We start from the raw sequence: 21,478 nt of genomic DNA, 5'->3' as shown, positions 1-21,478 counted from the left end.
CGGATCATGCCTCAATCGCACTCGAAATCATTTGAGCCAACCGGCCGGCATTGCGGCGGGAAGCCGCGTTCGCGCCAGAAGGCGGGCAGTTGCTTGCGCTCGATGATCGCATGACGTTCGGCGCGGTCCGCATCAATCAATTCCGGCCGCAGCCGTTCCGGGCGGTAGGGGTTCCACACCGTGTCGAACCAGGTCCAGGTGTCATTCTGATCGGGCTCATACTCCGCGCCGAAGTGTTGCCTGTAGGCGTTGAACATATCGGCGCGATAGTCCTCGAGCGGGTAGCCCGGATCCGTGAGCCAGCGATCCTCAATCTCGTTCCTCCAGTCTCCAAATTCCGCCAGATAGCCGAGCAGGACGCGTGTCGCCGAGAGATTGCCTTGAGCTGCGTAAACCGGCAGGAAGACGCCAACGCTCGATTGCTGGTTGCGCATGAGGCTCAGTTCGAACGCCGTCATCGCCTCGTCAGTCCGTCCGCCATAGAGATAGGCAAAAGACAGGAATCGCCGGCAGATTTCATAGGCCGGGTCGACCTCAAGGCAGTGTTCCAGATCGCGCGCAGCTGCGGCAAAATACCCGGCCCTCAGCAAAGCGGTGCCGCGAAAATACCAGGAATTAGCTTCTTCCGGACCGCGCTCAATGGCGAGGTCGGATTGCCGGAGCGCTTCAGCCCAATCGCTGGCTTCGGTCGTCAACAGGGCCCTGACTGAATAAGGCAGGGCCAGGCTGTCATCGAGTTGGCTGGCCTGGTCGGCGGCTTCCCTTGCCAGTTGCGCCCAGTTCCGGGACTCGTCATCCACCCAACCCGGATAGACAGCATAGGTGCTCGCCAGTCCGGCCCAGGCCCGCGCAAACCCCGGATCTTCTCGCGTTACCTGTTCGAATAGCTCCACTGCGCGAGGCAGATTTTCCCCGGAGCGATTGCGGAAAAATTCGCGCGCCTGCAGGAAGGTGTCATAGGCGTCCAGATTGGCGGTGTCGGCGGAGACGGTGACAGAGGCCGTCTCGTCCAGTCCGAGGGCATCGCCGAGCGCGGTCACGATGGCTCGCGCAATCTCGTCCTGGATTGCGAACAGGTTTTCGGCCGTCAGGGCGCGGTCATAGGTCTGCGACCAGAGATGCACGTCGGTATTGGCATCGATCAATTGCGCGGTGATCCGCACCGTATTGCCGGACCGGCGCACCGAGCCCTCCAGCACATGGCGCACGCCGAGGCGCTGACCGATTTCCGGAATGGAGAAAGCGTCGCCGCGATACTGGAAGGCGGAGGTGCGCGATGTCACTTCCAGCCCCCGGACGCGGACCAGGACATTGAGAATCTCCTCCGATATCCCGTCGGAGAAATAGCTCTGATCTCCGCCCGGTGAGAGATCCACGAAGGGCAAAACCGCAATCGAAGCATCGGAGATCGCCGGAGTGGCGGGCCCGACGACCCTTTCGGTCGCGGCAGGGGCGGCGGTCTGCGGCGAGGTGAAGCTCTGATAGGCGACAACCGCAACCACGATCAGCACGCTGGCGATCAACACCCAGTCGCTGGCGCCGAGCAGTCTGAGACTGGGCGCCTCCTCGATAGTGCCGGTTTTTTTCAACCCTTCCGGCGTCAGCTCGAACGCCCAGGCGATGAACAGCGCCACTGGCAGGCCGGCGAGCAGCAGGATCAGGGCCATGCTGTCGGCCCAGTCGGGCAGGGCGGCGGCACTGGCGATCACCGAGATCACCTGCATCACCAACCAGCCGACCACCAGGTAGGCGGCGGCGACGCGGAAGACATTGCGGCGACGGAGTTCGGCGAGGAATTTACTCATCGGGTCATGCCTCAATCGCACTCGAAGTCATCAGCGCCCACCGGGCGGCAAAGGTCGGGAAAGCCTTCGGTCTGCCAATAGGCGAGAATGCCCGTCTCGCGCACCCAGGTGCGGAACCAGGCCGAGGCGCGATATCGCGGGTAGTGGATGTCGTAGAACAGTTGGTTCACTGCGACATCGACGATGTCCTCGCCGTCGCCCGAGAGGGGGCCGAGCACGATCCCTCTCGCGCCAGGGTGCCGATCCGGATTGCGCGTGAAAAACTCACGAATGCGTTCCGCCAAAGCCTCATCCCTGCGGTCGGCATGGGAGAGCGCCTCGTAGAGTTCAGCATGCCCGCTCCAGCCCAGCAAACGGTTCGAGGCGTTGGACGCCCATAGAAACTGATCGCGTTCGCCGGTGCGGGCGAGCAGTGGCAGGCTGGCATATTCCGGACTCATTGCGCCAGCTTCCAGCGCCTCCCTGAGCGCCTGAAGCGCTTCGGCGTCGCGGCCGAGCGCAACCAGGGTGTCGACCTGGTTTTCGCGGCATGGCCTATAGGTGAATTCATACCGCACGCAGGCCTCGAAGTTGGCCAGGCTGGCTTCGAGCTGTCCGACGCTTCCCAGCGCCAGGCCATACCAGTTCAGGGCTGAGGCATTTCTCGGATCGAGCTCAACTGCATGCGTGAACTGCTCGAGGATGTTTGCCCAGTCGGCACGGATCAGGAGGCCGGTCGACCGGTTCATGGTCAGTTTCGCCAAGACTGCCATGGCCATTGAGCTGTCCGGATTGAGCTCCAGGGCCCGATGCGCAAACTCTTCCGTTTGGCGCGTGACTTCATCGTCGGTGATATCAGAAAAATCATACTCGACTGCGAGGGAGACCACGGCGGCGCGCATTTCCCAGGCTTCGGAAAAGTCCGAGTCGATTTGCACCGCTCGCTCCAGCAACTGGTCGACATAATCGAGCCGGGCGCGGGCCTGGAACAGGGTGCGCGCCTCGAGATAGAGCGAATAGGCGTCGATATCGTCGGTGATGGCCGCAACCTCGATGGTCGGAGCCTCGCCCATATCCAGCACATTGCGCAAGGCGGTCACGATCGCATTGGCGATCTCGTCCTGGACGGCGAACAGCGCGCCGGCGGTGAAGGGGCGGTCATAGGTCTGCGACCAGAGATGACGGTCATCACGGGCATCGATCAGCTGGGCGGTGATGCGGATTGTCTCACCATCCTTGCGCACCGAGCCTTCCAGCACATGACGCACGCCGAGCCGGCCCGCGATCTCGGGAATGCCCATTGCATCGCCGCGAAACTGGAAGGCCGAAGTGCGCGATGCGACCTCGAGGCCCTGGACGCGGACCAGCACGTTGAGGATCTCTTCCGAGATACCATCCGAGAAATACTGCTGGTCGCCGGCCTGGGACAGGTCGGCGAAGGGCAGGACGGCGATGGAGGCATCGGAGACCACGAGCGCGGTGGGGCCGGCCACCGTCGCGATGCTGGCCGGGGCTGCCCCGCCCCGCGGTGTCAGGCTCTGATAGGCCACAACAGCGACCACGATCAGGACGCTGGCGATCAGCACCCAATCGCTGGCCCCGAGCAGTCTGACGCTGGGCGCCTCCTCGAGGGAGCCGGTCTTCTTCAACCCCTCCGGTGTCAGCTCGAAGGCCCAGGCGATGAAGAGCACGACTGGAAAGGCGGTGATCAGCACGACAAGCGCGAAGCCGTCGGTCCATCCGGGCAGGGCCGCAGCGTTTTCGACCGCGCCGACGACTTGCAGCACGAGCCAGCCCACCACGAGATAGGCGGCGGCTACGCGGAACACATTGCGGCGGCGAAGTTCGGCGAGAAAACGGGTCATCGGATCATGCCTCAATCACACTCGAAACCGTCATCGCCGCCATCGGTCGCCGGGACCGGGCGGCATTGCGGCGGGAAGCCGTGCGTCTGCCAATAGGCGAGAATCCCGGCGCGCTCGATTTGCTCGATGAAACCGGCGGAGCGGCGAAAACGCCCATAATCGGGACCCCAGGCGGGCCAGCCTATGTCTGGCTCGCCGCCGAGCGGTGCCACGATATCCATGCCGACAGAATTGGCGTAGGTCGGCAATCGTTCGAAATGCGCCTGGACCGAGGCCAGCAGGGCTGAATGATCGGCATCGGGATTTCGAAACGCCTCATAGAGCTCGCCATAGCGGTTCCAACCCGGCAGGACGGACGGATGGCTGGCCGCTGTCATGAAGGCGATTTCGTCGCCCCTGCGTGCAAACAGAGGGAGGAAGGTTCCGGGGCTCCCGATGAGACCTCGTTCCAGGCCGTCCCGAAGGCAGGTCAGGGCTGCATCATCGTCGCGGGCCTGAATGAGTGCGTCGCAGAAATTCCTGCGGCAGGGCGTATAGAATGGCTCCGCCGTGATGCATTGCTGAAAGTTTGCGCGCGCCTCGGCGATGCGGCCCAACTCCACCATCGCCAGGCCGCGCCAGTTCAAGGCTTCCGGGCTGAGCGGATCAATGGCCAGGGCGGCATCGTAGTCGGCAATGATTTCAGCCCAGTCATGCAGGGGCTCAGCGAAGGCCTCATTGGCATTCACCCGGATTTTGGCCCGGACTGCCAGCGCCATGGCGCTGCGCGGATCGATCGCCAGAGCCTGGTCTGCATATTCGAGCGATAAACGGTCGATCTCGGCCCGGCTCATCTGGCCGTATCCGTATTCCCGGGACAGGTTGGTGACGACGGCTCGCAGGGCCCAGGCGGCGGCGAAGTCAGGGTCCAACGTCACGGCATGCTCGAGCAATTGCTCGGCCCGGTCGAGGCCGAAGCGGGCCTGGGCCAGTGCGCGGGCCTGAAGATAGGCGTCATAGGCGCCGATATCGTCAGTGAGGGTTGGCGCGGCGAGCGGGGCGGTGACGGTGATGTTCAGCGCTTCGCTCAAAGCGGCCACGATGGCGGCGGAGATTTCGTCCTGGACCGCGAACAATGCGCCGGCGGTCAGCGGGCGGTCAAAGGTCGCGGACCATAAATGCCGGTCGTCGCGGGCGTCGATCAGCTGGGCGGTGATGCGCACCGTATCGCCATCCTTGCGCACCGAACCTTCGACGATATGGCGCACACGCAGCGCGGTCGCGATTTCGGGGATGGACCAGGAATCGCCGCGATACTGGAAGGCGGAGGTGCGCGAAGTGACGTCCAGTTCGTCGATCCGAACCAGCAGATTGAGGATTTCCTCAGCCATACCATCGGAAAAATAGGCCTGGTCGCCATTCGGCGACAAATCAGCGAAGGGCAATACGGCGATCGAGGCGTCGGCGATGACGGCAGCGGCTGGCTGGGACAGGGCGCCGGGCGTCGCCTCAACCTGGGCCGTGCTCGCCGGGCTGCGTGTCAGTATCTGGTATCCGGCCACACCGAGCACGATGACCAGCAGGCCGATGATGGCGAAATCGGTGGTGACCAGCGCCCGCGGCGCTTCGCCCGCATCCGCAGCCTCGGTCATGCGCACGCCTTCCGGTGCCAGCTCGAAAGCCCAGGCGAGCAAGAGTGCAAGGGGAAATCCGGCGATCAACAGGACGGCAAAAAACCCGTCGACCCACTCGGGAAGATTGAGTGCGGGCGTCATGACGGAGACCACCTGCATAATCAGCCAGCCGACGATCAGATAGGCGGCGGCGACGCGCAAAACATTGCGTCTCAACAATTCGCTCAGCAGGCGATTCATGCGTGTTTTCCCCCGTTAGACGGGAACTAGCACGCTCCGGGCCTGAGGAATACTGCAAGTCCTCGATTTCATTGTGGCGGGCAAAAAAATGCCCCGGCGATGAGGCCGGGGCTCGGAGAAAATGCGTTGGCGGTGGCCTAATCCAGTGCGTGCAGCCACGCGGCGTGTTTCGGCGCGCGTTTGGTGCGGCTCCATTCCTCGATCATTGCGGGAGCCACCTCGTGCAGCTCATTCATCTGCGCTTCGGTGGCTGTATTGGCGACCAGTTCGAGGCGGTGGCCATTGGGATCGAAGAAGTAGATCGATTTGAAAATGCCGTGATTGACCGGGCCGAGCACGTCGAGGCCTTCGGCTTCAACATGCGCCTTGGCCTCATCCAGCGCTGCCATGTCGGCGACTTCGAATGCGATGTGCTGGACCCATTGCGGGGTTTGCTCGTCACGGCCCATGGCCGGTGAGTTGGGCAGTTCGAAGAAGGCCAGCACATTGCCCATGCCGGCATCCATGAAGATGTGCATGTAGGGATCAGGCGCCTTGGTTGAAGGCACCTCGTCCTCGGCAATGGCGAGCACGAAATCCATATTGAGCACGCGCTGGTAGAACTCGACCGTCTCTTTCGCGTCCTTGCAGCGATAGGCGACGTGGTGGATGCGTTTCAGATTGACGGTCATGATTGCCTCCTAGGCGCTGATCGCACCGCGAGCCAGCTGGTCGGCCTCGATGGATTTGAACAGGGCTTCGAAATTGCCTTCGCCGAAGCCTTCATCCTGTTTGCGCTGGATGAATTCGAAGAAGACCGGACCGACCGCCTTTTCAGAGAAAATCTGCAACAGCAGACGCGGATCTCCGCCTTCAGTGGTGCCGTCGAGCAATATGCCGCGCTGGCGCAGCGCGTCAGCAGGCTCGCCATGGCCGGGCAGGCGTTCCTCGAGCATATCGTAATAGGTCGATGGCGGGGCTGGCATGAATTTAACGCCGGCCTTTTTCAGACGGTCCCAGCATTCGAGCAGATTGTCGCAGGAGAAAGCGATGTGCTGGATGCCTTCGCCTTTGTATTCGCGCAGATATTCCTCGATCTGGCCGACTTTCTCGCCCTTCTCTTCATTGAGCGGGATGCGGATCAATCCGTCCGGCGCCGTCAGGGCGCGCGAGACGAGGCCGGTATATTCGCCCTTGATGTCGAAATAGCGGATCTCTCGGAAGTTGAAGAGCGTCTCGTAATAATTCGCCCAATAATCCATCCGGCCCTTGTAAACATTATGGGTCAGGTGATCGATCACATTGAAGCCGCAACCGGTCGGGTGACGGTCGACGCCCTCAATGAATTCGAAATCGACATCATAGATGGATTGGCCGTCCTCGAACCGGTCGATCAGATAGACCGAGGCGCCGCCAATGCCCTTGATCGCGGCCAGCCTAAGCTCGCTGAAACCGGTCTTCATATCAATCGGCTCGGCGCCCTTGGAGACGGCGAGCGTGTAGGCCTTGCCCGCGTCGCGGACACGAAAGCCCATGCCGCAGGCCGAAGGGCCATGTTCGGCGGCGTAGTAGGCAGCCGGCGAATTGGGCTCGTAATTGATGATCATATTGATGCCGCCCTGGCGCCAGAGCGCGACATCCTTGGTGCGGTGATTGGCGATGTGGACAAAGCCCATCGAGGTGAAGACCGGCTCCAATATCCCTTTTTGGGGTGCCGTGAATTCGACGAATTCGAAGCCGCAAAGCCCCATAGGATTTTCGAACAGATCGGCCATGCATCGTCTCCCAAAATGGTGGTGGTTCGGCATGGTGTCCACGCCTCATTGCGTCCGTGAATATCATTCCTGTCGCTATTGCGTCAAGTTGTGAAAACAACTAATTTGACGATATGAAATCTTCTCCCGTCACCCGCCGCGTCATCAAGCTGGGCAGCTATTGGCCGTATCAGCTGACCGTTCTGGCTGACCGCATCTCACGCCATACGGCCGCGATCGTGAAGCAGCATGGCCAGCTCAACCTGTCGCAATGGCGGGTTATGGCCGCCATCGCCGAACAATCGGGCCGCACCGCCGCCGAGGTCGTGACGATCACGCCGATGGACAAGGGCATTGTCAGCCGGGCCACCAAGGCCATGCTCGCAGCCGGTCTGGTCCGGCGTGAAGCCTCGCAGGGCGATGGCCGTGTCAGCCACCTGTTTCTCACGGAACAGGGCGAAACACTGTATCAAGCACTGATGCCGCGCGTTGAAGCGGTGGCGCAAGAGATCCACGCGTCGCTGTCTGCCGATGAACAGCGACGCTTTGGTGCTTTTTTGGGACGTCTGGTCTCGACCATGTCGGAGACGCCCGGCAGCTGATCGCCGCTGCTTGGCGAATATCGCGACGGCTCCGGCATTGGTGCGCCTGCATATTAGAAACCTTGACGCCAACCTCTGAATCGGCTTGACGGGCGAAGAGTGGAATGTGGAGCAGGGGCTTTGGTGTCCAAGAAATTGGCAATCTTGATCGGGCAAGTCTGCATTTCGATTTTGCTGGCGGGCTTGGCCGGATTCGCAGGCGACCGTATTCTCAATCAGCGCCTGGAGATTGCACAGGCTGAGCATCTCAATGTCTATATCCGCGTCCGGGCCGGGCGCGAGCAACAGATTTTCGAGGACGCACGGCGGTTGAATCACGCGGCAGCACAGGCCTACCGGCGCCGACTGGCTGTGTTGCAGGATGTGCCGGTGGATGTCGAATTCGACCGGCTGTTCCCGGTCATGGCCGATGGAACCCGTCGCAGCGCGCCGGATCTGTATGATGGCACGACGCTCTCCGCAGGCGATTATGTGTTTGGGGTCGGTGCTTTTATGGCCGACGGCGCGGCGATGACGGAAACCGAAAAGCGTCGCTATCTGGCCGGCTTCCATGCTGTGCGCAGTGTCGGCGAGGCCTTTCTGGGCCACTTCACCAGCCTGTATTACTTCACGCCCGACCGCCGCATGGTGATGTTTGCGCCCGACCGGGAGGACAGGCTGCTCTTCTATCGTAGCGAGGCGCCTGCAGATTTTGATCTGCGCGGCGATGAGGATGCGGCCCTGTTCGACCTCCACACCAATCCCGACAGCGCCATGCAATGCACCGCGCTGTCCCGTTTCGTTTATTCCGATGGTGGCGAGCGCGCTGCCAGCGCTTGTCGTCAACCGGTTCGGGACGGCGATGAATTGCTCGGCGGTTTCGGCACCTCGATTTCGATGACCGAGACGCTCGCCTCCGCACTCGAGACGCCTCCGGCCCATGGCATGAACATGCTGTTCGACCGCGAGGGCAATATTATCTCGCGCGGACCGCAACCGGTAGCGCAACCGGGGCAACAAGAATCCAGCGCTGCCCTGGCGCCCGAGGCGATCATGGCGATGCTTCGGGTTGATCCGCGTCCGTTCGGCGTCTTCCTCTCCCCGGATGGTAGCCGGATGATCGCCTTCAGCCGCATTGATGGCCCGTCCTGGTATTTCGTCTCGGTGGTGGACCTGGCTGCATTGCGGCGCGCGGCGACTTTTTGGGGCCAGATGTTGTTCCTGTTCGTGCTCGCGGCCATGCTCGGCGCGCTCGCAATTCGCGCCATCTTCGACCGGGCCGCAACGCCGCAAGCGGACTGATTGACCGCCCTGCGCGGCGGTCAGACCGGACCCGGTATTAATAATGCGGAATAATCACTGGTCATGCCAGGTTTCGCGGCGTATTAGGGCGCGCCTTTTCACCAAGCAGGATTACACTCATGAGCGCGTCCCTCGACAAGCTGCGCAATATCGCCATCGTCGCGCACGTCGATCACGGCAAAACCACCCTCGTTGACCAGCTGCTCAAGCAGTCAGGTACGTTGGGTGACCGCGCCAATACGTCCGAACGCATGATGGACTCCAACGATCTGGAGCGAGAACGCGGTATTACGATTCTGGCCAAGAACACGGCCGTCACCTGGGGCGATTGGTCGATCAATATCGTCGACACCCCCGGACACGCCGATTTCGGCGGCGAGGTCGAACGCGTCCTCTCCATGGTCGATTGCGTGCTGCTGCTCGTCGATGCCGTTGACGGCCCGATGCCGCAGACCAGCTTCGTCACCAAGAAGGCCCTGGCGCGCGGTCTCAAGCCGATCGTCGTGATCAACAAGGCCGACCGTCCGTCCGCGCGCCCTGACTGGGTGCTGGACCAGACTTTCGACCTGTTCGACCGTCTCGGCGCCACCGAAGAACAACTCGACTTCCCGGTCGTCTACGCCTCGGCCCTGCAGGGCTGGGCCGCGAGCAATCCGGGCGAGATCGGCACCGATATGGAGCCGCTCTTCAAGATGATCACCGAATACACCCCCGAGCCGCCGGTCGACCGTAATGGTTCGCTGCAGCTGCAGGTGTCGGCGCTCGATTATTCCAGCTTCACCGGCGTTATCGGCATCGGCCGTATCGCGCGCGGCAGCGTGCGCAAGAACCAGCTCGTCACCGTCGCCAAGGCCGATGGCACGCTGCAAAAGGGCAAGATCCTGCAGCTGTTCGGCTTTCACGGCCTTGAGCGCGTCGAGATCGATAGCGCCCAAGCGGGCGATATCATCACCTTCACCGGTATCGACAAGCTCACAATCTCCGACACCGTGTGCGATCCCGATGCGGTCGAGGCTCTGCCTCTGCTGTCGATCGACGAGCCGACCCTGTCGATGACCTTCCAGGTCAATGACAGCCCGTTTGCCGGTCGTGAGGGCAAATACGTCACCAGCCGCAATATCAAGGAACGCCTTGATCGTGAGCTGATCCACAATGTCGCCCTGCGCGTCGAACAGATGGCCGATGCCGACAAGTTCAACGTCATGGGACGTGGTGAGCTTCACCTCTCCATCCTGATCGAGACGATGCGCCGCGAAGGCTTCGAGCTTGCCGTTGGCCGTCCGCGCGTTGTGCTCAAGGAAATCGACGGCGTCACCTGTGAGCCTTACGAGGCCCTGACCATCGACCTGGAAGAAATTCACCAGGGCGGCGTGATGGAAAAGCTCGGCCAGCGCCGCGCCGACATGAAAAACATGGTGCCGGACGGGCATGGCCGGGTGCGCCTGGATTATGTCATCCCGACGCGTGGCCTGATCGGTTTCCGCTCCGAATTCCTGACCCTGACTTCGGGCACCGGTCTGTTGTTCCACACTTTTGATCACTATGCTCCGCGCACCGAAGGCCGGTTTGGCCAGCGCCATAACGGCGCCATGGTCTCGATGGTGGATGGCAAGGTCGCCGGCTTCTCGCTGTTCAATCTGCAGGATCGCGGCAAGCTCTTCCTCGGTCACGCGGCCGATATTTATGAAGGCCAGGTTATTGGCGTCAATGCCCGCGATGACGACATGGTCGTTAATCCGACCAAGGGCAAAAAGCTGACCAATATGCGTGCTTCCGGCACCGACGAAAATATCGTCCTGACCCCGCCAATCCGGGTGACGCTCGAATTTGCGCTCGAATTCATCGATGATGATGAGTTGGTCGAAGTGACGCCGCAATCCATCCGCGTCCGCAAGATCTTCCTCAAGGAATTCGAACGCAAACGGGCCCGCACGGCCGCCGGCGGCTAGAATTTCTGAGAGTGGGTGAAATTCGCCTGCTACTACGACTATTACTACCGAAACTGCAGACGGCATGGCTCCCCTCGGGGCCATGCCGTTTTGCGTTGTGTCTTCGCGATGTCAAAGAGCGGATCGGCGTGAGTGTAACGCCGCCGCAGCGGGGCGGGGATAAGCCGCGCTGTCGGGCGCCTCGCGTCCGGGCGCGGCGCTTGAACAAAAGGGGACAGGTATATTTAACGCGGTCCCCACCACAGCGAAATCGCCTACCGCGCAGCTACCGCGTTAAATATACCTGTCCCCTTTAGCGCCATACCCACATCTCAACTGGACGCCTCGCCCCACGCACGCTAATCCATCCCCAACACACCCATTCTTCCAATTCGCGCTGCGCCTCTCTCCGCCGCGCCCAATCTGCGAGACCTCCCATGGAAAACCTCTTCTCTCTCAAGGGCCGTGTGGCCCTCATCACAGGTGGATCGCGCGGGATTGGGGCGATGATTGCCGAGGGGTATTTGCGGGCTGGGGCCAAGGTTTATATTTCGGCGCGCAAGGCGGGGCCTTGTATCGAGGCGGCGAAGAAGTTGTCGCAATATGGGGAATGCATCGCGATTCCCGGCGATGTCTCCAGCGTTGAGGGTTGCCGTGATCTGGCGGAGCGGTTCCTGACGCATGAGAACAAGCTCGACATTCTGGTCAATAATGCCGGTGCCGCTTGGGGCGCGCCCTTCGCGGAGTTTCCGGAAAATGGCTGGGACAAGGTGATGGACGTCAATGTGAAGGGGCCGTTCTTCCTGACCCAGGCCCTGTTCGGCGCGCTGAAGGCGGCTGGCTCCAAGGCGCAGCCGGCCAAGGTGATCAATATCGGTTCGGTCGACGGGATTTCGGTCAATATGCTCGAGACCTATTCCTACGCCGCCAGCAAGGCCGGCATCATCCATCTCACCAAGCGCATGGCGCTGGAACTGGTGCGCGACAATATCGTGATGACGGCGATTGCGCCCGGTGCCTTTGCCTCGGAAATGAACAAGGTCGCGCGCGACCATGCCGATCTGGTTTCCCAAGCGGTGCCATCGGGCCGCGTCGGGACGATTGAAGACATGGCCGGTACCGCGATCTTCCTCGCCTCGCGCGCCGGTGATTATATCGTCGGCACCACGGTGGTCTGCGATGGCGGCATCGCCTCAACGCGCGGCGGCGCGATTGCCTGATTGGGGAGGGACGCGGTCGGCATTTTCAGGGCCGGTGCGCGCCCTCGTTTGGCCCACATACTCTTGCCAATTTTTGCCATACGGTTTATTCTGACGCTATGAGCACAATGAATATCTCCCTTCCGGGGCCGATGAAGGTCTTTGTCGACGAGCAGATCGCCGAACGTGGCTATGGCACAGTGAGCGAGTATGTCCGCGAACTGATACGCAAGGATCGCGAGCTGCAACAAGTGCGGGCGCTACTGCTTGAAGGTGCCCGGTCCGGTCCTGGGCCGGTGGTCGATACGGCCTATCTGGAAGGATTGCGGGCGCGGGCGCGGCGCGGTGATCGCACCGGGTGAGCCGGCCGCTTGTCCAGCAACAGGCTGCGGATGCGGATATTCTGGCCGCAGTGGACTATTATTCCATGGAGGCAGGCGAGTCGGTGGCTGTGCGTTTTGTCGACGCCTTTGGAGCGGCGTGTCGCCATATCGCAGACTGGCCCGAAACCGGGTCAAGCCGGTTTGGTGCCGATCTCGGTCTGCCGGGGCTGCGTCATTGGCGGATCGACGGGTTTCCGTACGCTGTCTTCTACGTTGCACACGGGGACCAGATTGAAGTCTGGCGCGTCCTGCATCTCGGCTCCGATATCCCGGCCTGGATGATCGAGCCATGACCGCCTTCATCGCCCTGTTGCGCGCCGTCAATGTTGGCGGCACCGGCAAATTGCCGATGAATGAGCTGGTCGCGATGTGTGAGGGGTTGGGCTATGGCGCGGTGAAGACCTGGATCGCGTCGGGCAATGTTGTCTTCACCTCAGATCATACCGAAGCGCGGGTGAAGGCCGATCTTGAGGCTTGCCTCGAAGCTTGGGCCGGCAAACCCGTCGGCATCATGGTGCGCACGGCCGATCAGATGCACGCCGTGCTCAAGGCCAATCCCTTTCCCGATGCGGCGCCCAACCGCACCGTGGCGATCTTTCTGGACGCGGCGCCGGCGTCGGATTGTCTCGATGCGGTCAAGGGGCGCAAGGCCGAGGAGATCCAGCTCGGCGTGCGCGAGATCTATGTCCACTATGGCGCCGGCATGGGCAATTCGAAGCTGGTGATCCCGGCCGCCAAGGCCGGGACCGCCCGCAATATGAATACGATTGCCAAGCTGGCGGAAATGGTTGCCGCGCTGGGGTGAACCCATGGCGTGCCAGTTGGTGCCCGCCCTAGTTGGTAACCGTGCGCAGGCGGGCGAAGTGCTCGTCCCAGCCCTTGTCGTGATTGGCGGCCATGGCGAAGCCGGCTTCGCCCAGTTTCTCCCAACCTGAATGTTCCATCGTCAACACCGTGCCGCCCGCCGCATCCTGCAACGACCAGGCGCAGAGGGTTTCGACGCCATTGAGATGGCCGTGGGTGAAGGTGTGGACCAACCGGCGCGGCGGATCGAATTCGACCACCTTGCCCCAGCACAATTTGGTGCCTTCCTTGCCGAGCGTATTGGTCAGCAGGCTGTATTCTCCATTGGCGGCGAGGTCGGCGCCGCCGCGATGGAACCATTCGGCCAGCCGGTCGGCCTCGGTGAGGAATTTCCAGACATGGGCGGCGGGGGCTTTGAGAAACAGAGTCTTGGTGATTTTGAGTTCGGTCATGCGTCTTTCTCCACGGCAGATTTGAGGGCGGCCAAGCGGTCGTCCCAGAAACGGTCAAACCAGGCGAGCCAGTCTGTTGCGGCCTTCAGCGCCGCTGGGTTGAGGTGATTGATGCGCTCACGCCCGGCGATGCTGACACGGATCAGGTCGGCGGATTTGAGCACGGCGAGGTGCTTGGCCACGGCCGGCCGCGTCATCTCGAAACGGGTCGCGATATCGCTGACCCGCAAATCCCTGTCGGCCAGCAGCATGACAATGGCGCGCCGCGTCGGATCGGCAAGGGCGCGGAAGACAGGCTGGGCGTGATCGGTATGAAGCGACATGATATGAAACCTTTCGGTTCCGCTTATAGGAAACCTTTTGGTATCATGTCAAGGGAGGTTTCGTTGACCGTGTCATCGCCAAAACAGCGGCGGCGCTAAGTGGTGGGGGCTCGATTGATGAAGATCGTCAGCTCGATCCGGCACGGGCCGGGCACGCAGCAATGTCCGGCAGCAGGGACCGGTAGGCGGGCGATCGGCGGCTTGTTTGGATATTGACTGCCTCGCGGGCCTGGCGCGCGACAATCGTCACATCCGACAGGCTGGCTGGTGCGGCGTCGAGTGCGTTCAGCTGGGCGCCGTTGAATTTATCAATCGCCTCCGTAGGTTCCTCATCCCCCGCGAGTTGGCCTTCGGACTGCCCGGCCGTGCGGATCTGTTCGATAATGGCTTCGATATCCGGCAATGCATCCAGCTCCCTTTGCCGCAGGGTCCGATTCACCATGCGGGCCGCCGACATCATCACGAGTGGTGCGCTCGCCATGGCATTTTCCTCGTCGGAATAGGCCAGAACCGTGTTTTGAATATTGGCAAGTTCGGTGTCGAAGGCCAAGCGTGCCTCTGCGGAAGCCTCGGAAATCAGGGGGTTTCCGATCTCTACGACGTGGCGATGCAACGAGCGCAGCTGAGCGGCGGCCGACCGGTAATTGGTATAGTTTTCCTCCGCCGCCGCCTGCTGAAAGGGCGAGGCCGTATCGACAATGCAATCGAGGGCGTCATGTGCATCGCCCAGAATGATGGCGCGATCTCGCCAGGACAGGCGCTGTCTGAACGTGTTCGTCCCGCCCATGAAAAGTGTCGTACCGGTGAGGGTGTCGCCATTGGCGCCAAAGGCTGCGGCACCAATCGCCGCTGCCGAGCCGAACAGCGTGGCGCCATCGAGCCGGACACCTTGACGAGTTGTATTTATTTCGCGAACGGAAATCTCCCCCTGTCGAGCCCGGATCGCCGTGGTCACGCTTGTCGCCGCCGCATAAGGTGTCCCCGACAGAGAGTAGGTGGGATCCCAGAGCGCGGTGTGGCGCATGCTTGCGCAGGAAGTGATGAGGAAACAGGCACACACAATCAGAAAAGCACGCATGGCGTAGGCTCCCTTTTCGGCCAAGTTTGGCGCGAGTATAGGGCAATGTCTCACAATTTAAAGGGGTGCTCCAGGATTAACACGCCTAAATTGGGTGGAGCGCCTTAAAGCCCCAGCCAGGTCGCGGTCCAGAAGGTGGCGCCGGCGGCGACATAGGCCAGCACCATCAGATAGGCGAACATGAAGCCGGTCCAGGCCCAGGAATTGGTTTCGCGCCGCGCCGTCGCCAGGGTGGCGAAGCATTGCGGGGCGAAGACATACCAGGCGAGGAAGGCGAGCGCGGTCGGTAGCGACCAAGCCGACTGGAGTGCTGCGGCGAGGCCGTCGACATTCTCTTCGCCGCCCTGGATGGCATAGACGGTGCCCAGAGCGCCGACCGCGACTTCGCGCGCGGCCATGCCGGGCACCAGGGCAATCGAGATTTCGAGATTGAAGCCGATCGGGGCGAGCAGTTTTTCCAGGATCGAGCCGAGCTGGCCGGCGAAGCTCTCGCGCAGCGTTGTGGCGGAGCTGGGATAGCTGGCGAGGAACCACAGGATGATCGAGGTCGTCAGGATGATGGTGCCGGCGCGCTTCAGGAAGGCGCGGATATGGCCCCAGAGGCTATAAAAGAAATCGCGCGGATTGGGCAGTTTATAGGTCGGCAATTCCATGATCAGGACCTGGTTGGATCCCTTGGTCACGGTGCGCTTGAGCACGAAGGCGACCGTCACGGCGCTGACAACGCCGGTCAGATAGAGGCCGAACATCACTATGCCCTGCAGGTTGAACGGACCCACGGAGTCCGGCGGGATGAAGGCGGCGATGATCAGGGTGTAGACCGGCAGGCGGGCCGAACAGGTCATCAGCGGCGCGACCATGATCGTGGTCAGCCGGTCGCGCTCATTATCGATCGTGCGCGCAGACATCATGCCGGGAATGGCGCAGGCGAAGCTCGATAAAAGCGGGATGAAGGCGCGGCCATTAAGCCCGACGCGCAGCATCAGCTCGTCCATCAACACGGCAGCGCGGGCCATATAGCCCGACGCCTCCAGCGCCAGAATGAACAGAAAAAGGATCACAATCTGCGGCAGGAAGACCACCACGCTGCCGACCCCGGCGATGATGCCATCGACGATAAGGTCGTGGAACCAGCCGGCGGGCAGGAGCTGTCCGGCCAGCTGACCAAGGCCTGCGGCGCCCGCTTCCAGCGCGTCCATGAAGGGGCCGGACCAGGAATAGACCGCTTGGAACATGAAGAAGAGCAGCGCCGAGAGGATGATCGGCCCGATGATCGGGTGGAGCACGAAATGGTCGATCTGGCGGGTCAGCCGGTTCATCGTCGGCTCAAACAGGATTGCTTTGCTGGCGATCGCGCGGGCCTCGCGCTGCAGGGCGCTGAGATCAAGCTCGACGGGTTCTGTGGTGCTGTCCGCAGTATCGTCGCGTTTGTGCCAGTTGGCTGTCTCGGCATCGATACAGGCGAGCAGATCGGCGCGGCCAGCGGCACGGGTGGCGCGCGCGGTGACGACGGGAACGCCGAGTTCCGTCCGCAAACGCTCGATATCGATCTTCAGCCCGTCGCGTTCGGCCAGATCGATCATGTTGAGCACGACGATCATCGGCCGGCCGATGGCGCGCATTTGCAGCACGGTGTGAAGGTGGGTGCGCAAATGCGCCGCGTCGATCAGCACCAGCATGCCGTCGGGCGGCGCTTTGCCATCACGGCCATTGCGCAACAGGTCGATGGCGATGCGTTCATCGGTCGAGCGCGGTTTGAGGCCGTAAATGCCGGGCAGATCGATCAGATCGATCCCGGTTCCGCCGGGGGTCTGCAGCCAGCCGGTGCGGGTTTCGACGGTGACGCCGGAATAATTGGCGACCTTGGCGCGCCCGCCGGTCAGTCCGTTGAACAGGGTCGATTTGCCGGAATTCGGGGCACCGACCAGCGCAATGCGCAGACGGCTCATAAAGCGGCGTCCACATGGATGGCGCGTGCTTCGTCGCTGCGCAGGGCGATCAGGGTGCGGTTGAGCCGGAAGCACAGGGGATTGGCGCCGAGCGGCCCGCGATGCATCAATTCAACCTCGTCGGATTCGGCGAAGCCGATCTCGCGCAATTTGGTCACGAGATCCTCATGGCCGGCGGCAAATCCGGTGACCCGGGAAATCCGGCCCTTATCGAGTTGGTCGAGCGTCACGTCAGGTCCTGTCGCCATTGTCTGCGTTTGCAAGTCGTTATCATCTAGCAGGTCTACACATAAGCGCGATAAGCGACGATGTCACCCCACAGCGGATGCGACAAACAGCCCGATGGCACGGCGCACTGGCCGGACCAGGCTCAACCGGCCAGCAGCATCTTGCCGGCCCGTATGAGATTGAGAATGACGGCGATATTGACCAGCAGGCCCAGCGTCGTCAGGGCTGCGCCGAGGCCTGCGGCGACAGTCAGCATCGCGGCCCGCCAGGGGATCATGGCGAGTGTGGCGATCCGCTGCGTAAAGCTCCAGCGCGGGCGGGTGAAGCGCTCGAACAGATCGTTGAAGCCATTCTTCCACAACAGGGCCGTGACGACGAGCCACACCGCGCCGCCAACCAGTGGTGCGATCTTCAGCAGGGATGCCATCCCTGGCGCATCGAGCAATTCCATCACGTCCACGACCGCACCCCTGACAACAACACCCCCCGGATAGCCTTCCCGGACCGGGCAGGCTACACCGCATTCAACTGCAAGGCGCGCGACGGAATCAGGTTGGCACCGCGTTGAACCGACGCATACAAGGTCAAACTATTCAGAATTTTCGAGGTCCGAGGGGCGAAGATGTTTCAAAACAGGCGTTGGATTTTGGTTGTGGTCGGCATTGCCGTGCTGGCCTTCGCGGGTTGGTGGCTGCTGGGTCGTTCGGGCGCTTCGCCGCAAGGCGTGCAGATCGAGACGTCCGCGGTGACCACCGGCGAGGTCCGGCGGATCGTTGCGGCCTCCGGCGCGGTGCGGGCGCTGGTGACCGTTGAAGTCGGCTCGCAGCTTTCCGGTCAGCTCGCTGAAGTGCTTGTCGATTACAATGATGAGGTTGAGGAAGGCCAGGTCATCGCCCGGCTCGACCCGCAGACCTATGAAACCCGCGTTCGCGAAGCCGAGGCCTCGCGGGCCACGGCGCTAGCCAGCTTGACGCTGCAGCGCGCGACCCTGACGCGGGTGCGCGCCAATACCCGCACCGCCCAGCTCGATTTCGACCGCACCCAGACCCTGAGCGAACGCGGCAATGCCTCCGCCGCAGCGCTCGACAATGCCCGCGCCGCGCTCGATGCGGCCCTGGCCGATGTCTCTGTCGCGCAAGCGCAGATTGCCAATGCCGAAGCGGTGCTGGCCCAGCGCGATGCGACGCTGGAAGGCGCGCGGATTGATCTGGAACGCACCACGATCCGCTCGCCGATTAATGGCATTGTCGTCGACCGTGCCGTCGATGAAGGCCAGACCGTTGCCGCCAGCCTGTCGGCGCCGATCCTGTTCACCATCGCCCAGGATCTCAGCCAGGTGCAGATCGATGCCCAGGTTGACGAGGCCGATATCGGCCAGATCGCCGAAGGCCAGCCGGTCAACTTCACCGTCGATGCCTATCCTGATATGCAATTGAGCGGTGTCGTCGACCAGATCAGACTGTCGCCCATAGCCCTCAATAATGTCGTGACCTATACGGTCGTGATTACGGCCTCCAATCCCGGCCAGCGCCTGCTGCCGGGGATGACCGCCAATATGGATATCGTCACCGGTGAACGCGAGGACGTTTTGCGCGTGTCCAATGCGGCCCTGCGCTTCCGACCTTCGCCCGCGCTTGAAGACCGCACCCGGCCGATTGATACGGAAGCCGCCAGTCCGCGTGCCGGCGGGCCACGCGGCGGTGGTGGCGGCGGACGGCCCAACCCGGTCGCTCGTCTGACAGAACAGCTCGATTTGACGCCGGACCAGGCCGAGAGCGCCGGCAATGTGTTCCGCTCCGCTTTTGGCCGCGCCCAGGGTGCGGCCCAGGCCGGCGGCAGCTTTGATCGCGACGCCTTGCAGGCCGAGATCGATCGCGGCCTGCAAGCTGTGCTGACGCCGGAGCAGATGCAGCGCTATCGCATCTTGGCGCGCGAGGCGGCCAATACCCGTTCCGCCACCGTCTGGGTGCAGGAAGCCGACGGCATGCTGGTCGAGCGCCGCGTGCGCCTCGGTATCTCCGACAATCAGAATACCGAAGCCGTGTCCGGTGACCTCGCCGAGGGCGACATGGCGGTCACGCGGGCCCGTGAGGTGCGTGAATGACAGCGCTGATCGAATGCCGCGATCTGGTGAAAACCTATACGATGGGCGACATGACGATCCGCGCCCTGGATGGCGTTTCGCTGACGATCGAAGCGGGTGACTATGTCGCCATCATGGGCAGTTCCGGCTCGGGCAAATCGACCTTGATGAACCTGCTCGGTGCCCTCGACCGGCCGACATCAGGGCTGTTGCAGGTGGCCGGCGAGGACCTGTCCAGCCTGGGCCCCGAGGGCGTGGCGCGATTCCGTAATCGCACGATCGGCTTCGTGTTCCAGCAATTCAACCTCTTGCCGCGCACGTCGGCGGCGGAGAATGTGGCGCTACCACTGGTCTATGCCGGCATGCCGCATCCCGAGCGGCGCCAGCGTGCGCTGGCACGACTGGAGCAGCTCGGCCTTGGCGAGCGCACCGACCACCATCCCTCCCAATTGTCCGGCGGACAGCAGCAGCGCGTCGCTATCGCCCGAGCCCTCGTCAACGATCCGAAAATTCTGCTCGCCGACGAACCCACCGGCGCGCTCGATAGCAAGACATCGGAAGACATCATGGCAATTTTCGACCAGCTCAATCGCGAGGGGATAACCGTGATCCTCGTCACCCATGAGCAGGAAGTCGCCAATCATGCCCGCCGCCAGATCCTGTTTCGCGATGGCCGGGTGGTGGAGGACAGGACATGAATTGGCTCGCTTCCATCCGCGTCGCGCTGACCGCTTTGCGCATTAATGCGCTGCGCAGCTCGCTCGCCATGCTCGGCGTGATCATCGGCGTGGCTTCGGTGATCGTTCTGGTCTCGATCAGTGAGGGCACCAAACAGGCCGTCGAGGCCCAAATCGCAAGTTTCGGCGCCAATCTGCTGATTGTCCGTCCGGGCGCCTCGATGTTCGGTGGCCGCCGCGGCGCAGAGGGCTCCGGGACGCCGATGACCGACGCCGATGCAGTGGCGATCAGTGACCAGGTGGCCGGTATCGGCGGCGTTTCTGGCGAGGTGAGCGCTTTCGGGCTGAGTGTCGTCTTCGGCGGCGTCAACTGGTCGACGCGGATTTCCGGCGTCAACCCGGCCTATTTCAGTGTTCGTGAATGGGTGATCGAGGAAGGCCGCGCCTTCTCCGCGGAAGAGGAACAGGCGGCGCGCCGGCTTGCCGTCGTCGGCCAGACCATCGTCGACGAAGTGTTTGACGGTGCCAGCCCGGTCGGCCAGTCGCTGCGGATTGCCGGCCAACAGTTTACCGTTATCGGGACCGTCGCCGCCAAGGGCCAGACCTCCTATGGGTCGGACCAGGACGATATCGTGTTTTTGCCGCTATCGACGGTGCGTCAGCGCTTTGGGGCTGGCGTCTCGCCAACCGTCCGTGATCCGGTGCAGACGATCTATGTTGAGGTTGGAGCCGGCGAATCGACCGGTCGCGTCATCGCCGATATCCAGGACTTGCTGCGGGTCAGGCGCAATATTGCACCCGGTGCCGATGATGATTTCAACGTTTCAAGCTTGGCCGAATTCATCCGCGCTCGTAATGAAACCGAAAGCCAGCTCGGCCTCTTGCTCGCGGTTGGCGCTGCGATCGTGCTGCTGGTCGGTGGCATCGGCATCATGAATATCATGCTGGTCTCGGTCACCGAGCGCACACGCGAGATCGGCTTGCGCCTCGCAGTCGGTGCCCGCGGCAGTGACATCCGCAACCAATTCCTGATCGAGAGCATCGTGCTGTGTGTCACCGGCGGGCTGGTCGGGCTGGTGGTCGGCGTCGGCGGCACCATCGCCTATGCCAATGTCGGTGACCTCGAAATTGCGGTCAATCCGGGGATTGTGGCGATTGCGATCGGGGCGTCCGCCTTCGTTGGCGTCTTCTTCGGTCTCTACCCGGCACACCGCGCTTCCCGACTCAATCCGATCGAGGCGCTGCGCTTCGAATAG

The 21,478-nt window shown here is 62.3% G+C and carries 21 protein-coding genes; 10 read left to right on the top strand and 11 right to left on the bottom strand.

Going from position 1 to position 21,478, the window contains the following annotated elements:
* Positions 1 to 11: 11 nt before the first annotated feature.
* From AAC029_RS12070 to hppD, 5 genes are all read right to left on the bottom strand, one after another.
* Positions 12 to 1,805 carry a hypothetical protein gene (locus tag AAC029_RS12070; protein WP_339748100.1) on the bottom strand — a complete coding sequence of 598 codons (1,794 nt, stop codon included), beginning with the start codon at positions 1,803 to 1,805 and terminating at the stop codon, positions 12 to 14.
* 11 nt (positions 1,806 to 1,816) lie between these two features.
* Positions 1,817 to 3,649, bottom strand: coding sequence for a hypothetical protein (locus AAC029_RS12065; protein WP_339748098.1), 1,833 nt, complete (start codon positions 3,647 to 3,649; stop codon positions 1,817 to 1,819).
* Between the two features lie 11 nt (positions 3,650 to 3,660).
* On the bottom strand, positions 3,661 to 5,502 hold the full coding sequence (locus AAC029_RS12060) for a hypothetical protein (protein WP_339748096.1): 1,842 nt from the start codon (positions 5,500 to 5,502) through the stop codon (positions 3,661 to 3,663).
* Between the two features lie 137 nt (positions 5,503 to 5,639).
* Positions 5,640 to 6,173 carry a VOC family protein gene (locus tag AAC029_RS12055; RefSeq protein ID WP_339748093.1) on the bottom strand — a complete coding sequence of 178 codons (534 nt, stop codon included), beginning with the start codon at positions 6,171 to 6,173 and terminating at the stop codon, positions 5,640 to 5,642.
* A gap of 9 nt (positions 6,174 to 6,182) precedes the next feature.
* Positions 6,183 to 7,256: a 4-hydroxyphenylpyruvate dioxygenase gene (gene hppD / locus AAC029_RS12050; RefSeq protein WP_339748090.1), complete on the bottom strand. Its 1,074-nt coding sequence runs from the start codon at positions 7,254 to 7,256 to the stop codon at positions 6,183 to 6,185.
* Positions 7,257 to 7,369: 113 nt separating this feature from the next.
* Here hppD and AAC029_RS12045 point away from each other — a divergent pair, with 113 nt between their 5' ends.
* The 7 genes from AAC029_RS12045 (at position 7,370) to AAC029_RS12015 (ending at position 13,433) form a co-directional block, all read left to right on the top strand.
* Positions 7,370 to 7,837: a MarR family winged helix-turn-helix transcriptional regulator gene (locus AAC029_RS12045; RefSeq protein ID WP_339748088.1), complete on the top strand. Its 468-nt coding sequence runs from the start codon at positions 7,370 to 7,372 to the stop codon at positions 7,835 to 7,837.
* A 123-nt stretch (positions 7,838 to 7,960) separates the two neighbouring features.
* Positions 7,961 to 9,118 (top strand): hypothetical protein, encoded by a 1,158-nt coding sequence (locus AAC029_RS12040; protein WP_339748085.1) that lies wholly within the window; start codon positions 7,961 to 7,963, stop codon positions 9,116 to 9,118.
* A gap of 119 nt (positions 9,119 to 9,237) precedes the next feature.
* Positions 9,238 to 11,067 (top strand): translational GTPase TypA, encoded by a 1,830-nt coding sequence (typA, locus tag AAC029_RS12035; RefSeq protein ID WP_339748083.1) that lies wholly within the window; start codon positions 9,238 to 9,240, stop codon positions 11,065 to 11,067.
* 416 nt (positions 11,068 to 11,483) lie between these two features.
* Complete coding sequence (locus AAC029_RS12030; RefSeq protein ID WP_339748080.1) at positions 11,484 to 12,266, top strand: SDR family NAD(P)-dependent oxidoreductase; 783 nt, start codon at positions 11,484 to 11,486, stop codon at positions 12,264 to 12,266.
* A gap of 107 nt (positions 12,267 to 12,373) precedes the next feature.
* Positions 12,374 to 12,607, top strand: a complete 234-nt coding sequence (locus AAC029_RS12025; protein WP_339748077.1) for a type II toxin-antitoxin system ParD family antitoxin — start codon at positions 12,374 to 12,376, stop codon at positions 12,605 to 12,607.
* Positions 12,604 to 12,921 (top strand): type II toxin-antitoxin system RelE/ParE family toxin, encoded by a 318-nt coding sequence (locus AAC029_RS12020; protein WP_339748075.1) that lies wholly within the window; start codon positions 12,604 to 12,606, stop codon positions 12,919 to 12,921. The genes AAC029_RS12025 and AAC029_RS12020 overlap by 4 nt, the downstream gene beginning before the upstream one ends.
* Positions 12,918 to 13,433, top strand: a complete 516-nt coding sequence (locus tag AAC029_RS12015) for a DUF1697 domain-containing protein (protein ID WP_339748072.1) — start codon at positions 12,918 to 12,920, stop codon at positions 13,431 to 13,433. Before AAC029_RS12020 ends, AAC029_RS12015 begins: the two co-directional genes overlap by 4 nt.
* A gap of 28 nt (positions 13,434 to 13,461) precedes the next feature.
* Here the strand turns inward: AAC029_RS12015 and AAC029_RS12010 are convergent, their stop codons facing one another.
* The 6 genes from AAC029_RS12010 to AAC029_RS11985 all read right to left on the bottom strand — a co-directional run bounded on the left by AAC029_RS12010 (position 13,462) and on the right by AAC029_RS11985 (position 17,922).
* Positions 13,462 to 13,884, bottom strand: coding sequence for an SRPBCC domain-containing protein (locus tag AAC029_RS12010; protein ID WP_339748069.1), 423 nt, complete (start codon positions 13,882 to 13,884; stop codon positions 13,462 to 13,464).
* A complete protein-coding gene (locus AAC029_RS12005) occupies positions 13,881 to 14,207 on the bottom strand; it encodes a metalloregulator ArsR/SmtB family transcription factor (RefSeq protein ID WP_339748066.1) in 327 nt (108 codons plus the stop codon). The genes AAC029_RS12010 and AAC029_RS12005 overlap by 4 nt, the downstream gene beginning before the upstream one ends.
* Before the next feature lie 127 nt (positions 14,208 to 14,334).
* Positions 14,335 to 15,285 carry a hypothetical protein gene (locus tag AAC029_RS12000; protein ID WP_339748062.1) on the bottom strand — a complete coding sequence of 317 codons (951 nt, stop codon included), beginning with the start codon at positions 15,283 to 15,285 and terminating at the stop codon, positions 14,335 to 14,337.
* A 104-nt stretch (positions 15,286 to 15,389) separates the two neighbouring features.
* Complete coding sequence (feoB, locus tag AAC029_RS11995; RefSeq protein WP_339748059.1) at positions 15,390 to 17,234, bottom strand: ferrous iron transport protein B; 1,845 nt, start codon at positions 17,232 to 17,234, stop codon at positions 15,390 to 15,392.
* Positions 17,231 to 17,497 (bottom strand): FeoA family protein, encoded by a 267-nt coding sequence (locus tag AAC029_RS11990; RefSeq protein ID WP_339748056.1) that lies wholly within the window; start codon positions 17,495 to 17,497, stop codon positions 17,231 to 17,233. Before AAC029_RS11990 ends, feoB begins: the two co-directional genes overlap by 4 nt.
* Before the next feature lie 107 nt (positions 17,498 to 17,604).
* Positions 17,605 to 17,922, bottom strand: a complete 318-nt coding sequence (locus AAC029_RS11985) for a hypothetical protein (RefSeq protein WP_339748053.1) — start codon at positions 17,920 to 17,922, stop codon at positions 17,605 to 17,607.
* A gap of 192 nt (positions 17,923 to 18,114) precedes the next feature.
* On the opposite strand from AAC029_RS11985, the gene AAC029_RS11980 reads away from it, so the two are divergent.
* Genes AAC029_RS11980 through AAC029_RS11970 form a run of 3 tightly spaced genes read left to right on the top strand, consistent with a single transcriptional unit; the run spans position 18,115 to position 21,478 of the window.
* Positions 18,115 to 19,566 carry an efflux RND transporter periplasmic adaptor subunit gene (locus tag AAC029_RS11980; protein ID WP_339748050.1) on the top strand — a complete coding sequence of 484 codons (1,452 nt, stop codon included), beginning with the start codon at positions 18,115 to 18,117 and terminating at the stop codon, positions 19,564 to 19,566.
* Positions 19,563 to 20,243 (top strand): ABC transporter ATP-binding protein, encoded by a 681-nt coding sequence (locus AAC029_RS11975; RefSeq protein WP_339748047.1) that lies wholly within the window; start codon positions 19,563 to 19,565, stop codon positions 20,241 to 20,243. The genes AAC029_RS11980 and AAC029_RS11975 overlap by 4 nt, the downstream gene beginning before the upstream one ends.
* Positions 20,240 to 21,478: an ABC transporter permease gene (locus tag AAC029_RS11970; protein WP_339748044.1), complete on the top strand. Its 1,239-nt coding sequence runs from the start codon at positions 20,240 to 20,242 to the stop codon at positions 21,476 to 21,478. Before AAC029_RS11975 ends, AAC029_RS11970 begins: the two co-directional genes overlap by 4 nt.

Origin of the sequence: uncultured Maricaulis sp. (genome assembly GCF_963975345.1) — a bacterium.
Classification (GTDB): domain Bacteria; phylum Pseudomonadota; class Alphaproteobacteria; order Caulobacterales; family Maricaulaceae; genus Maricaulis.
The sequence above is the reverse complement of the archived record's forward strand: the minus strand, read 5'-3'. Positions and strand labels throughout refer to the sequence as shown.

Coding starts and splice junctions, on each gene's coding strand:
- AAC029_RS12070 (WP_339748100.1), bottom strand. CDS start 1,805: ATGAGTAAATTCCTCGCCGAACTCCGTCGCCGCAATGTCTTCCGCGTC.
- AAC029_RS12065 (WP_339748098.1), bottom strand. CDS start 3,649: ATGACCCGTTTTCTCGCCGAACTTCGCCGCCGCAATGTGTTCCGCGTA.
- AAC029_RS12060 (WP_339748096.1), bottom strand. CDS start 5,502: ATGAATCGCCTGCTGAGCGAATTGTTGAGACGCAATGTTTTGCGCGTC.
- AAC029_RS12055 (WP_339748093.1), bottom strand. CDS start 6,173: ATGACCGTCAATCTGAAACGCATCCACCACGTCGCCTATCGCTGCAAG.
- hppD (WP_339748090.1), bottom strand. CDS start 7,256: ATGGCCGATCTGTTCGAAAATCCTATGGGGCTTTGCGGCTTCGAATTC.
- AAC029_RS12045 (WP_339748088.1), top strand. CDS start 7,370: ATGAAATCTTCTCCCGTCACCCGCCGCGTCATCAAGCTGGGCAGCTAT.
- typA (WP_339748083.1), top strand. CDS start 9,238: ATGAGCGCGTCCCTCGACAAGCTGCGCAATATCGCCATCGTCGCGCAC.
- AAC029_RS12030 (WP_339748080.1), top strand. CDS start 11,484: ATGGAAAACCTCTTCTCTCTCAAGGGCCGTGTGGCCCTCATCACAGGT.
- AAC029_RS12025 (WP_339748077.1), top strand. CDS start 12,374: ATGAATATCTCCCTTCCGGGGCCGATGAAGGTCTTTGTCGACGAGCAG.
- AAC029_RS12015 (WP_339748072.1), top strand. CDS start 12,918: ATGACCGCCTTCATCGCCCTGTTGCGCGCCGTCAATGTTGGCGGCACC.
- AAC029_RS12010 (WP_339748069.1), bottom strand. CDS start 13,884: ATGACCGAACTCAAAATCACCAAGACTCTGTTTCTCAAAGCCCCCGCC.
- AAC029_RS12005 (WP_339748066.1), bottom strand. CDS start 14,207: ATGTCGCTTCATACCGATCACGCCCAGCCTGTCTTCCGCGCCCTTGCC.
- AAC029_RS12000 (WP_339748062.1), bottom strand. CDS start 15,285: ATGCGTGCTTTTCTGATTGTGTGTGCCTGTTTCCTCATCACTTCCTGC.
- feoB (WP_339748059.1), bottom strand. CDS start 17,234: ATGAGCCGTCTGCGCATTGCGCTGGTCGGTGCCCCGAATTCCGGCAAA.
- AAC029_RS11975 (WP_339748047.1), top strand. CDS start 19,563: ATGACAGCGCTGATCGAATGCCGCGATCTGGTGAAAACCTATACGATG.
- AAC029_RS11970 (WP_339748044.1), top strand. CDS start 20,240: ATGAATTGGCTCGCTTCCATCCGCGTCGCGCTGACCGCTTTGCGCATT.